The sequence below is a fragment of the Caulobacter segnis genome (assembly GCF_003243465.1).
Classification (GTDB): domain Bacteria; phylum Pseudomonadota; class Alphaproteobacteria; order Caulobacterales; family Caulobacteraceae; genus Caulobacter; species Caulobacter segnis_A.
Genome location: NZ_QFQZ01000106.1, coordinates 1 through 11,898 on the forward strand (window position 1 = coordinate 1; position 11,898 = coordinate 11,898).

The following is an 11,898-nucleotide window of genomic DNA, read 5'->3' on the forward strand; positions in this document are numbered from 1 at the left end:
ACGCCGGCCAGATCTGCCTGGCGCCCGACTATGTGCTGGCGCCGCAGGAGGACGTCGAGACCTTCGTCGCCGAGGCCAAGGCCGCGGTCGGGCGCTACTTCCCGACCCTGAAGGACAATCCCGACTACACGGCCCTGGTCGCCCAGCGCCACTACGACCGGGTGAAGGGCTATGTCGACGACGCCAAGGCCAAGGGCGCGCGGGTGGTCGAGATCAATCCCGGCGGCGAGGACCTCTCGCAGCAGGAGCATCGCAAGATCGCCCCGACCCTGATCATCGACCCCACCGACGACATGAAGGTGATGCAGGACGAGATCTTCGGTCCCCTGCTGCCGGTGAAGAGCTATAGGACGATCGACGAGGCCGTCGACTATGTGAACGCCCACGACCGACCGCTGGCGCTGTACTGGTTCGGGACCGACGAGGCCGAGAGGGACCGCGTGCTGGCCCGCACCACCAGCGGCGGGGTCACGGTCAATGACGTGATCTTCCATGTCGCGCAGGAGGAGCTGCCGTTCGGCGGCGTTGGTCCGGCCGGCATGGGCGCCTATCACGGCCACGACGGCTTCCTGGAGTTCAGCCACAAGAAGGCGGTGTTCCAGCAGCTCAAGAAGGACATCGCCCCGATGCTGGGGCTGCGTCCGCCCTATGGCGCGGCGATCCGCAAGTATCTGGCGAGCCAGATCAAGCGCTAGGCGCTCGCCGCCCGGCTGGGGAGGGTTCCCTCCTGGCGTCGGTCATGCTCCAAGCGGGGCATGACCGCGTCGCTGACCGTGCGCCCTATCGTCGAAGCCCAGGATCTGCCGCGGGTGTTGAGTTTCGACCTGCCAGGCCGTCTCGCGCGCGCCGAGCCGGCCGTGGGCTGGGCGCCCGAGCATGACGCCTCCTCGGGCGCGCCCTTGGGCCAGATCGGCGGGCCGCAGGCGTCCGCATGGCCCTACGACGTCGCCACCCCGCCGCCGGTCAATGTTCCGGCGCTCTGCGTCGTCGGCGACACGTGGTGGGCGCCGCGGCTGGGCGCCCTGATCGGCGTCGACGGCGCGCTCTACAACGCCACGGTCGGCGAGGCGCGCCATGGCTCGCCGGACCTGTCGGCGGTTCCCGGGCTGAGCGACAACGGGACGCGTTTTACGCCGGCGGCGGCCGCGCCGAGCCTGGAAGGCGGGGCCGTCTTCCTGCCTTGGGGCGCGACCTTCAACTATGGCCACTTCGTCATCGACGCCCTGTCGTCCCTGCTAGCCTTGGAACAGGCGGGCTTGCTCGACGAGCTCCCGATCCTGGCGCCGAAACTGGCCGCCTGGCAGCGCGATCTGATCGCGATGGCGCTTCCCGAGCGTGTGGTGACGGAGATCGACGCGCCGCTGGTTCGGCTGAGGCGCGGGGCCTTCGCCACCAGCATGGACCACTTCCTACACCACCCGAACGGCCTGCTGGCTGACCTGGCGACGCGGGTCCTGGCCCGCGCGCCAGCCGGCCAGAGGCATCGGCGGGTCTATCTGTCCCGGCGCGGCCAGTCGATGCGGGTGATGGTCGGCGAGGCGGCGTTCGAGCGGGCCCTGGCCGCCCGCGGCTTCGCGATCGTGCGGCCGGAGAAGCTCAGCGCCGGTCAGCAGGTGGCCTTGATGCGCGACGCCGAGGTCGTGGTCGGGGCCAGCGGCGCGGCGCTCGCCAACGCCGTCTTCCTGTCGCGCGGCGCCCGGGTCGTGGAAATCCAGCCGCTGAACTTCACCAGCCAGTGGGTGAGGGCGGCCTGCCGGCAGGTCGGCGTGGATTGGCGGGGCTATGTCTGCGCCTCGCCCTGTCCGCCGCGGGAAGCGCCCCTGACCGCAAGGCTCAGGCGGGGGTTCAAGTTCGCCTTCAAGCCGCCGCTGGACGACCTGCTGAGCTTCGTGGACGCGGCGCTATAGGCGGCGCGAGGGCCGCCGCTCTCGAAGGGCGTGCGTCATGCGCTAGGATCAGGCGATTCTTCGGCCGTCCTGGAGGGGGACCATGCCCAATCCGCTGCAGCTGCTGCTGCCGGCGCTGATCCCGTCCTGGAACTTCTTCGACGTCATCGCGCCGTCGCCGCGCATCGAATATGCGTTGACGGCCTCCGCCGAGACCGCGCCGGACGATTGGCGAGAGTTCCGACGTCGGCCGGCGCGCGTGCTTCCCGGCGAGATGGCCGGGCGCCTGCTGTGGAACCCGCGCTGGAACGAGAGCCTGTTCCTGGTCAGCTGCGCCGAACGGCTGATCGACCAGCCGACGGCGCACAGCCAAGACGAGATCTTCAAGCGCATCGCCGCCGACCTCGCACGAGGGCCGGAGACCGTCGAGGGCTGGCTCTGGTTTCGCCTGGTGTTCGTCGCGCGCGAGGATGACGCGATCTTGCGCGAGGTGCTGTTCGAGGCGTCGCCGCGCGCCGTGGCGCAGATCGCCATCCGATGATGCTGGCCGACGCCCTTCGCCTGACGCAGACCCTGCTGGCCCTGGCGCTTTTGCAGCAGAGCCTCGAACACCTGCGCGGCTTCCGCGACGAGCGGGCGCTGTTCCTGGCGCGAGCGGTCCTGTGCGGGCTGGTGCTGCTGGGCTTGGCGGCGCCCTGGCCGCTGGTGGCGATGGCGGCGCTTTCGCTGCTGATCCTGCACCGCTTCCAAGGTCCCTACAACGGCGGCAGCGACCGTTTGGGCCTGCTGTCCCTGTGGTGCCTGACCCTGGCCAGCCTGGCGCCCAGCACGCCGCTTAAGGAGCTGTTCTTCGGCTACCTCGGCGCCCAGCTGGTGCTGTCCTACTTCATCTCCGGCTGGGTCAAGGTCGTGAACCCGGAGTGGCGTTCAGGCCAGGCCCTGCGCGACGTCTTCCAGTTCTCGGCCTATCCGGTGGCGGAGTCGCTGCGGACCCTTGCCGATAGGCCGAGGCTGCTGGCGGTGATGTCATGGGCGGTGATGGGGTTCGAGCTGGCCTTTCCCCTGGCCATGCTGACGCGCGAAAGCCTCATCGTGGCCCTGGTCGTGGCCGGGACGTTCCACCTCGCCAACGCCTGCCTCTTTGGCCTCAACCGCTTCTTCTGGACGTGGCTGTCGGTCTATCCGGCCCTTCTTTGGTTACAGGGACGGCTGCTGCCCTAGGCGCCGCGACCAGAGCGCAAAGAAAAAGGCGCTGGAGCAGGCTCCAGCGCCTTGGTTCTTGGGAAGGAAGCGCGCCGCTAGGCCTTGAACTTGCTCAAGCCGGGCGTCGGGCGCGCCAGGAAGGCGGGGACGTCATTGCCGAAGCCGACGACGCGGCGGTCGTCGTCGTCGCGGTCGCGGACAGGCTGGACGCCGCGCACCGGGCGCTCGGGACGTTCCGCGCGGTCGGGACGTTCCATACGCTCGGCGCGGACGGGGCGCTCGGCCTCCTCCACGGGGGCGACGGCCTTCGGTTCGCGCTCGCGGCGGGGCTTGCGCTCGCGGACGGGGCGCTCCTCGCTGACGGCGACAGGACCCTCGGCCGCGACCTCGGCGGGCGCCTCGGCGACGGCTTCTTCCGAACGGCCCCGGCCACGGCCGCGACCCGGACGCTCGCCGCGTTCGCCGCGATCACGATCACGGCCGCCGCGCTTGCGGTCGCGGTCGCCCTCGCGCTTGACGGTGACGGCGTTCGAATAATCCAGCTCGAACTTCTCTTCCTCGGGGGTCGAGCCGATCAGCTTGATGACCTTGTCGAAGCCTTTGTCGTCGGCCGGGGTGACCAGCATGTAGGCCTCGCCCGTCCGGCCGGCGCGGCCGGTGCGGCCGATGCGGTGGACGTAGTCGTCGGCGTGGTGCGGGACGTCGTAGTTGAAGACGTGGCTGACGGCCGGGATATCCAGGCCGCGCGCGGCGACGTCCGAGGCGACCAGCAGCTTCAGCGCGCCCGAGCGGAAGTCGGCCAGGGTCTTGGTGCGCTGGCTCTGGTCGAGGTCGCCGTGGATCGGCGCGGCGTCGTAGCCGTGCACCTTCAACGACTTGGCGACGATGTCGACGTCGGTCTTGCGGTTGCAGAAGACGATGCCCGTCTCGGGCGCGGCCTTCTCGATCACGGCGCGCAGCGCCAGGCGCTTGGCCTTGGGATCGGAGGACGGCACCTTGACCAGGCGCTGGGTAATGTTGGCGTTGGTCGTCGCCGGACGGGCCACCTCGATCCGGACCGGATCGCGCAGGAACTGCTTGGTCAGGCGGGTGATTTCCGGCGGCATGGTCGCCGAGAAGAACAGGGTCTGCTTCTTGGGCGGCGTCATCTTGAAGATGCGCTCGATGTCAGGAATGAAGCCCATGTCCAGCATGCGGTCGGCTTCGTCCACGACCAGGAACTGTACGCCGGTCATCAGAAGCTTGCCGCGCTCGAAGTGGTCCAGCAGGCGGCCGGGCGTGGCGATCAACACGTCGACGCCGCGATCGAGCTTCTTTTCCTGGTCGCCGAACGAGACGCCGCCGATCAAGAGCGCCCACGAGAGCTTGGTGCCCTTGGCGTACTTCTCGAAGCTGGAGGCGACCTGGTCGGCCAGCTCGCGGGTCGGGGCGATGACCAGGGCGCGCGGCATGCGGGCCTTGGCGCGGCCCGACTGCAGCTTGTCGATCAGCGGCAGGGTGAAGGCGGCGGTCTTGCCGGTGCCCGTCTGGGCGATGCCGAGGACGTCCTGGCCGGCGAGGGCCACCGGAATGGCCTGGGCCTGGATGGGGGTGGCAGTGGTATAGCCGGTGTCGGCGACCGCCTGCAGGGTCGTGGGCGAGAGCCCGAGGTCGGAGAATTCAGTCATTACACGCTGGTCTGCTCGGAGCCGCCCGTGCTTGGGCGAGCGGGCGGCGCGGATTCGCCAGACCTGCTCCGAAGCTGGGGATAAATAGGCCGAAAGTCGCCAAAGTCAATCGCCACAAGGCGCGAGGGGGTATTTCCCCGCGTTCGCGAAGACCATCCCGCTGGCGCCTCGCCGACCGCCGCTCTATATCCGGCCCTGCATGACCATCGACCACGACTCCCGCCTTAGGCGGCTTCGTTTCCGCGCCTGGCATCGCGGTTTCCGGGAAGCGGACCTGATCTTGGGCCCGTTCGCGGATATCCATGGCCCGAACATGACGCCAGAGCAGTTCGACACGCTGGAAACCCTGCTCGAACAGTCGGACCGCGAGATCTATGCCTGGATCGTCGGCCAAGAGGCGACACCAGAAAAATTCGAGACGGACGTCATGGCGATGATCCGCGCGTTCAGGTTCGAGGCGCACGCGTCGCGCCCCGCCGGCGACGGCGCCTGACCCTTTAGATCAAGAGACCCGATGGCCTACGACGCCAAACAGATCGCCAAGGCCGCCGGCGGCCTGACTCTCGCCGGCGCGCCGGAAGGCTTCGACGCGCTGGTGATGGCCGACATCGCCCGGGCGCGCGGCGGCCTGACCGCCTTCGTCGCCCGCGACACCGCCCGCGCCGGCGCCTTCGTCGACAGCCTGAAGTTCTTCGCCCCCGAGATCGAGGCGGTGATCCTGCCCTCGTGGGACTGCCTGCCCTATGATCGCATCGGGCCGTCGGCCGGCGTCTCGGCCACCCGGATGTCGACCCTGTCGCGCCTGGCGCGAGGTCTCGGCGAGACCAAGCCGGCCATCCTGGTCATCGCCGCCCACGCCCTGCTGCAGCGCGTGCCGACCAAGGACGTCCTGCTGCGCGCCAGCTACAGCGCCAAGGTCGGCGGCGTCGTCGACATCAAGGACCTGGAGACCTATTTCGCGGTCAACGGCTACGCCCGCGCCTCGACGGTCTCCGAGCGCGGCGAGTTCGCCATCCGGGGCGGCGTGATCGACGTCTATCCGCCGGCCGCCGAGGAACCGGTGCGCCTGGACCTGTTCGGCGACACCCTGGAGAGCATCCGCGCCTTCGACCCCGAGACCCAGCGCTCGACCAAGCAGCTGAAGGAAATCGACCTCCTGCCGGTCAGCGAGGCGCTGCTCGACGCCGACGCCGTGTCGCGGTTCCGCAAGGGCTATGTCGCGGAGTTTGGCGCGCCGGGTGATGATCCCCTCTACGCGACGGTCAGCGAGGGCGGTCGCCGCGCCGGCCTCGAGCACTGGCTGCCACTGCTCTATGAGCGCATGGCGACGCTGTTCGACTATCTGCCGGCCGGCGCCCTGATCGGCGTCGACCACCAGGCCGCCGAGGCTCGCGACGAACGGCTGGCCATGATCCACGACGCCTACGAGGCCCGCGCCAGCGCCGACCGCAAGTCGGCCTACCGCCCGCTGCCGCCCGAGGCCCTCTATCTGACGGCCGACGAGTGGGACCACGAGCTGTCGGACCGCACGCACCGCAAGTTCACCCCGTTCCAGCCCCAGGGCCTGGACGTCGTCGACCTGGGCGCGAAGCTCGGCCGGACCTTCGCCGCCGAGCGCGCCCAGGACAGCGTCAACCTGTTCGAGGCCACCGCCGACCACGCCAAGAAGCTGGCGGCCGAGGGCAAGCGCGTGCTGTTCGCCTCGTGGTCCGAGGGCTCGTCCGAGCGCTTGGGGACCATGCTGGCCGACCACGGCCTGAAGAAAATCCCGTTCGCCGGCTACTGGCAGGCGGCCAAGGCCAACGACCCCAAGGTCCCGCAGCGCGTGGTGTTGCCGCTGGACCACGGCTTCGAGACCGAGGCCCTGGCGGTCATTTCCGAGACCGACATTCTTGGGGATCGCCTGGCGCGTCCGCGCAAGAAGCGCCGCGCCGCCAACTTCCTGGCCGAGGCCTCGGCCCTGACGCCGGGCGATCTCGTCGTCCACATCGACCATGGCATCGGCCGCTACGAGGGCCTGAAGACCCTCGACGTCCAGGGCGCGCCGCACGACTGCCTGGACCTGCTGTATGGCGGCGAGGCCAAGCTCTATCTGCCGGTCGAGAACATTGACCTCCTGACCCGCTACGGCGCGGCCGACGCCGACAACGTCCAGCTCGACAAGCTGGGCGGCGCGGCCTGGCAGGGGCGCAAGGCGCGGGCCAAGGAGCGTCTGCGGGTCATGGCCGAGGGCCTGATCCAGATCGCCGCCGCCCGCCAGCTGAAGCACGTCGAGGAGACCGACCCGCCGCACGGCGTGTTCGACGAGTTCTGCGCCCGCTTCCCCTATGAAGAGACGGACGACCAACTGAACGCCATCCACGACGTGCTAGAGGATCTGTCGTCCGGCAAGCCGATGGACCGCCTGATCTGTGGCGACGTCGGCTTCGGCAAGACCGAGGTCGCCCTTCGCGCAGCCTTCGTGGTGGCGATGAGCGGCAAGCAGGTGGCGATCGTCTGCCCGACGACGCTCCTGGCGCGCCAGCACTACAAGACCTTCAAGGACCGCTTCCAGGGCTGGCCGGTCAAGGTGCGCTCGCTGTCGCGCCTGGTCTCCGCCAAGGAAGCCTCCGAGACCCGCCAGGGGCTCGCGGACGGCCAAGTCGAGATCGTGGTCGGCACCCATGCGGTGCTGTCCAAGCAGGTCTCGTTCAAGGACCTGGGCCTTGTCATCGTCGACGAGGAGCAGCACTTCGGGGTCAAGCACAAGGAGAAGCTGAAAGAGCTTCGCGCCGACGTGCACATGCTGACCCTGACCGCCACGCCGATCCCGCGCACCCTGCAGATGGCGCTGTCGGGCATCCGGGAAATGTCGATCATCGCCACCCCGCCGGTCGATCGCCTAGCGGTGCGCACCTATATCAGCCCGTTCGATCCGGTGACCCTGCGCGAAGCCCTGCTGCGCGAGAAGTATCGCGGCGGCCAGTCCTACTATGTCGTGCCGCGCATCAAGGACCTGGAGGACATCGAGAAGTTCCTCCGCACCCAGGTGCCGGAGGTGAAGTACGTCGTCGGCCACGGCCAGATGTCGGCCACCCAGCTGGAAGACGTGATGACGGCCTTCTACGAGGGCCAGTACGACGTTCTCCTGGCGACGACGATCGTCGAAAGCGGCCTCGACATCCCGTCGGCCAACACCCTGATCGTCCACCGCGCCGACATGTTCGGCCTGGCGCAGCTTTATCAGATCCGGGGCCGGGTCGGCCGCTCCAAGGCCCGCGCCTACGCCTATCTGACGACGCCGGTCGAGAAGTCGCTGACCCTTTCGGCCGAGAAGCGCCTGCAGGTGCTGCAGTCGCTGGACAGCCTGGGCGCCGGCTTCCAGCTGGCCAGCCACGACCTGGACCAGCGCGGCGGCGGCAACCTGCTCGGCGACGAGCAGAGCGGCCACATCAAGGAGATCGGCGTCGAGCTCTACCAGCAGATGCTGGAGGACGCCGTCGCCGAGCTGAAGCAGCGCCAGGGCCAGGAAGCCCTGCTGGAGGATCGCGGCTGGTCGCCGCAGATCAACACCGGCGCGGCCGTGATGATCCCGGACGACTACGTTCCGGACCTCAATGTGCGCCTGTCGCTCTATCGCCGCCTTTCGGAGGCCGAGAAGGCGAACGACCGCGAGGCCCTGGCCGCCGAGATGATCGACCGCTTCGGCCCGCTGCCGCCCGAGACCGACTCCTTGCTGAAGGTCGTCGCCATCAAGGGCCTGTGCCGCGAAGCCAATGTCGCCAAGATCGACGTCGGCCCCAAGGGCGCGGTGGCCAGCTTCCGCAATGACGAGTTCTCCAATCCGCTGGCCCTGGTCCAGTTCGTCGCCAAGAACAGCCTGATCTGGAAGGTGCGCCCGGACCAGAAGGTGGTCGTGAAGGGCGAGTGGGAAACGCCGGCGCAGCGGCTCGACGCGGCGGAGAAGATTCTGACTCAGCTGGCGAAGCTGGCGAAGGGGTAGGCAGGTCAGAAGGCCATCAGCGACAGCTCGGTGATTTTGCCATCGTCGCGCACACGCAGAATTCCCAACACGCGTTGGCTCGGCCAAGCGAGTTCAAAAAGGCTGACCTTTACGTTGCCCTGGCGCTCTTGCCTCAGGGTCACGAAGCGCTTGGGCGGCCCTAGACGTGAAAGGCTGTCGCGGTAGTCGGCCAGGACCTCGTGGCTGAAATAGGCGCTGGCCTGACGTGTCAGGCGACGACGATCCAGCCGTCCGTTGCGAAGTTGGTCGACATAGACTCGGATAAGAGGTGATGGCGCCTTGGTTGTCTTGGGCGGGTCGGGCTCACCAAAGGTAGCCGGTTTAGGGAAGGTGGCCGAGATGAGCAGTTTCTCAAGGCCGTCCGCGATCTCGGGAACGACCATGCCGAATTCCGCATTGGCGGTCACAACCACGGCCACGCCATCATCGGGATAAATCCGGTTCTCGGTGATGACGCCCGGCGCGAACCCATTGTGATAGATGCGCCGATGGCCTGTAGCGCCGTCAACATAGAGGCCCATGCCGTATCTTGAGCCCGTGCCGTCTGTCAGAATTGTTTCGCTCGCCATCGCGTCATAAGAGGCCGGAGCTAATAGGGAGCGGCGGATGATGCTGGCGTCCCAACGCGCCAGATCGCTGGCCGTCATTGAGAGGCCGCCTGCGGCGAAGGCCCACCCCCGCGCCGGATTGTTCGCGAGGCGAGCCGGGCCCAGCAGGTTGCGGGTGTATCGTGCCGCGTCCATGGCGCTGGTTGGAAGGCCGTCGCTGTCGGCGGCGCTGCGCATGCCCAGTGGCCGGAACACGCGCTCGGCGAGCACTTCGGGCAATGAGCGGCCGGAGGCGATTTCAACGAGCCTGCCGGCGATCACGTAGTTGGTGTTGCTGTAGTCCCAGGCCGAGCCGGGCTCGAATGCCGTCGGGCGGACGCCCCAGCGGCTGACGAGTGTCTGATGGGAGATCAGAGCGTTCATCTCGTCCGCGTCATAGGCGTCGCTCCAGTAGTCGCGATAGCCGGCCGTGTGGGACAAAAGGTGACGGATTTTGACCTTGTCGGCGCCGGCCAGCTCAGGAAGAAAGCGGCCAACCTTGTCGTCCAGAGACAGCTTGCCGTCCTGAACCAACAGCATCACCGCGGCGGCCGTGAATTGTTTGCCAACGGAGCCGATGTCGTAACGGGTGTCCGGAGTCGCTGTTCGCCCCGTGGAGAGGTCGGCTAGGCCGAACGCCTCGGCGTAGGCCAATTGACCGTCGACCACGATGGCGACCGAGGTCGATGGAACTGGGGACTTGGTCCTGGCGTCCGCGATGATAGCGCGGATGCGTGCCTTCTGGCCGGGCGTAAGCGGCGTCGCCTCAGCGAAGTTGGCGACCACCGATAGCGCTAAGCCAAGGCAGAGAAGAATGCGCATAGCTGCCCCCGAAATTATTCTTGTAGTTTCCAGTAGGGCTACAACTGTAATTTCGAGTCAAGTCAACAAGCTCCACCGGATCGCGGGAGGAGTTACGAGCGTTCGCGGCGCTCTATCCCCGGCGTATCCGGAATCGAACCGAACGATTTCAACGGCTTCTCACTTTTGCACGCCGCGGGATCATCCGCGTTGAAACCGCCCGCATACTCAGAGCTGTCCCCGTCGCGGGGGAGGGCGCTTGGATCCGGCCCAATGCGTGTAGCGCGACATTTGGTTTCGCAGCGCCAGACACTTGGTTTCGCAGTGCCTCCGAAATTCAGCAGGGGTCAATAGCCCGCCAGCGAGAGCGGGCGGCGGAAGCCTTCGCCCTGCCCCCGCCACCCCTCCAGCTGCATTGGGTAGCCGATGCCGTCCCGGTAGACCGCGACGCCAAGGTCGCGACTTCCACAGCCGCCGCAGGCGAACCAGCCCATCCGCTGCAGCTCTTCGATCGTGAAGCACCGCATGGCCCGGCATTCACCTCGGGCCGGACGCTTGCGCGACCAGCCGCAGCTGCAGCCCGTGTAGAGGGTGAGGTCGTGATCCTGGCAGTGCCCGAGGGTTCGCATACGCCTCTCCTATCGCCGGCCCCATCCTGGAGCTAGGGGCCGGCGGGGGGCAAGACGAGTCTAGGCCGGCGTGATGATCACCTCGCGGGCGGGGGAGGCCCCGCCGCCGGCGACACCGTAGTGGGTGCCCACACCTTCAATATGGAAGTCCTTGAAGGTCTCGCGCACGCCTGGAACGTCGTTCAAAGACATTACGAAGCGCCCTTTAAGCCCCTTCAGAACCGCCGCGAGGGCCTCGAAGTCTGCGCGGCTGAACATCCCCTCGCCGTAGTCGTCCTCGCAGGCCCAATAGGGCGGGTCCAAGTAGAAGAGCGTTCCCGGCGTGTCGCGGCGCGCCACGAACTCAGCCCAGGGCTGGCACTCGATCTCCACGCCCGCGAGGCGGTCATGAATGTCCGCCAGGTCGCCGGCGAGGCGCGAGACATCGAACCGGGCCGGCCGATCGAGCGAGACGCCGTAATTGCGGCCCGTGATCTTCCCGCCGAACGCCAGGCGTTGGAGATAGAGAAACCGGGCCGCACGCTGCAGGTCGGTGAGGTTGGCGGGGTCCAGCGACTTGAGGCGGTCGAACTCGGCCCGTGAGCTGATGTGAAACCGGATCAGGTCCATGAAGGCGTTGTGGTGGTCCTGGAGCATGCGGAAGAACGTCCAGACGTCCCGGCTCCAGTCGTTGATCACTTCCACCTTCGGCCGCAGCCTTCGCCGGAAGAACACGCCGCCCATGCCGACGAACGGCTCGGCATAGACGGTGTGCGGGATGGTCTCGATGAGAGCGACCAGGCGCTTGGCCAGGTTGCGCTTCCCGCCGAGGTACGGGGCCGCCGGGCGCACGGGCTCGACGGCAGTGAAAATCGGACTCGACTCCATGTGCATTGGTACTCAGAAAGCCCCCGCCGGCCGGACCGGTGGCGGGGCGGAAGGGGCGTGCACCCCCGGATGTGAGGGGCCTAATCCCTCGGCTCGGGGCGTTGGCGCGCCCCGGCCCCCGCCTTTTTAGGCGGAGGACTTATGGCGCAGGTCAGTTCGGGCTAGCCGCCAGCGCGGTCAGGCAGGCGACGGCGCCGGCGGTCAACTTGCCGGCCAGGTAGGCCGTACCCGCGATGTTCGGGTGGGTGTTGTCCG

General features: G+C 67.9%; 10 protein-coding genes. 6 read left to right on the forward strand and 4 right to left on the reverse strand.

The window, feature by feature from the left end:
- From DI526_RS21450 to DI526_RS21465, 4 genes are all read left to right on the forward strand, one after another.
- Positions 1 to 695 (forward strand): aldehyde dehydrogenase family protein (locus DI526_RS21450; RefSeq protein WP_304282417.1); only part of this gene is annotated, 695 nt, incomplete at its 5' end.
- Between the two features lie 60 nt (positions 696 to 755).
- Entirely contained in the window at positions 756 to 1,907 is a 1,152-nt protein-coding gene (locus tag DI526_RS21455) for a DUF563 domain-containing protein (protein ID WP_304282421.1), read from the forward strand.
- An 82-nt stretch (positions 1,908 to 1,989) separates the two neighbouring features.
- The gene (locus DI526_RS21460; RefSeq protein WP_304282423.1) at positions 1,990 to 2,427 is read left to right on the forward strand and encodes a hypothetical protein; all 438 of its coding nucleotides are present in this window, start codon (positions 1,990 to 1,992) and stop codon (positions 2,425 to 2,427) included.
- Positions 2,424 to 3,107: an HTTM domain-containing protein gene (locus DI526_RS21465; RefSeq protein ID WP_304282426.1), complete on the forward strand. Its 684-nt coding sequence runs from the start codon at positions 2,424 to 2,426 to the stop codon at positions 3,105 to 3,107. The genes DI526_RS21460 and DI526_RS21465 overlap by 4 nt, the downstream gene beginning before the upstream one ends.
- Positions 3,108 to 3,184: 77 nt before the next feature.
- On the opposite strand, the gene DI526_RS21470 is transcribed toward DI526_RS21465, so the two are convergent.
- Entirely contained in the window at positions 3,185 to 4,756 is a 1,572-nt protein-coding gene (locus tag DI526_RS21470) for a DEAD/DEAH box helicase (protein WP_304282429.1), read from the reverse strand.
- A 199-nt stretch (positions 4,757 to 4,955) separates the two neighbouring features.
- Here DI526_RS21470 and DI526_RS21475 point away from each other — a divergent pair, with 199 nt between their 5' ends.
- Both DI526_RS21475 and mfd read left to right on the forward strand, forming a co-directional pair.
- A complete protein-coding gene (locus DI526_RS21475; protein WP_304282433.1) occupies positions 4,956 to 5,249 on the forward strand; it encodes a succinate dehydrogenase assembly factor 2 in 294 nt (97 codons plus the stop codon).
- A gap of 21 nt (positions 5,250 to 5,270) precedes the next feature.
- Entirely contained in the window at positions 5,271 to 8,738 is a 3,468-nt protein-coding gene (mfd, locus tag DI526_RS21480; RefSeq protein WP_304282435.1) for a transcription-repair coupling factor, read from the forward strand.
- 5 nt (positions 8,739 to 8,743) lie between these two features.
- Here the strand turns inward: mfd and DI526_RS21485 are convergent, their stop codons facing one another.
- The 3 genes from DI526_RS21485 to DI526_RS21495 all read right to left on the reverse strand — a co-directional run bounded on the left by DI526_RS21485 (position 8,744) and on the right by DI526_RS21495 (position 11,643).
- Positions 8,744 to 10,168 (reverse strand): serine hydrolase, encoded by a 1,425-nt coding sequence (locus tag DI526_RS21485; RefSeq protein ID WP_304282438.1) that lies wholly within the window; start codon positions 10,166 to 10,168, stop codon positions 8,744 to 8,746.
- A gap of 326 nt (positions 10,169 to 10,494) precedes the next feature.
- Positions 10,495 to 10,776, reverse strand: coding sequence for a hypothetical protein (locus tag DI526_RS21490; protein WP_304282441.1), 282 nt, complete (start codon positions 10,774 to 10,776; stop codon positions 10,495 to 10,497).
- Between the two features lie 60 nt (positions 10,777 to 10,836).
- Positions 10,837 to 11,643 carry a DNA adenine methylase gene (locus DI526_RS21495; RefSeq protein WP_304282445.1) on the reverse strand — a complete coding sequence of 269 codons (807 nt, stop codon included), beginning with the start codon at positions 11,641 to 11,643 and terminating at the stop codon, positions 10,837 to 10,839.
- Between the last annotated feature and the right edge of the window lie 255 nt (positions 11,644 to 11,898).

Excerpts from the sequence above, each read along its gene's own strand:
- DI526_RS21455 (WP_304282421.1), top strand. The coding sequence starts at position 756 with ATGACCGCGTCGCTGACCGTGCGCCCTATCGTCGAAGCCCAGGATCTG.
- DI526_RS21460 (WP_304282423.1), top strand. The coding sequence starts at position 1,990 with ATGCCCAATCCGCTGCAGCTGCTGCTGCCGGCGCTGATCCCGTCCTGG.
- DI526_RS21465 (WP_304282426.1), top strand. The coding sequence starts at position 2,424 with ATGATGCTGGCCGACGCCCTTCGCCTGACGCAGACCCTGCTGGCCCTG.
- DI526_RS21470 (WP_304282429.1), bottom strand. The coding sequence starts at position 4,756 with ATGACTGAATTCTCCGACCTCGGGCTCTCGCCCACGACCCTGCAGGCG.
- DI526_RS21475 (WP_304282433.1), top strand. The coding sequence starts at position 4,956 with ATGACCATCGACCACGACTCCCGCCTTAGGCGGCTTCGTTTCCGCGCC.
- mfd (WP_304282435.1), top strand. The coding sequence starts at position 5,271 with ATGGCCTACGACGCCAAACAGATCGCCAAGGCCGCCGGCGGCCTGACT.
- DI526_RS21485 (WP_304282438.1), bottom strand. The coding sequence starts at position 10,168 with ATGCGCATTCTTCTCTGCCTTGGCTTAGCGCTATCGGTGGTCGCCAAC.
- DI526_RS21490 (WP_304282441.1), bottom strand. The coding sequence starts at position 10,776 with ATGCGAACCCTCGGGCACTGCCAGGATCACGACCTCACCCTCTACACG.
- DI526_RS21495 (WP_304282445.1), bottom strand. The coding sequence starts at position 11,643 with ATGGAGTCGAGTCCGATTTTCACTGCCGTCGAGCCCGTGCGCCCGGCG.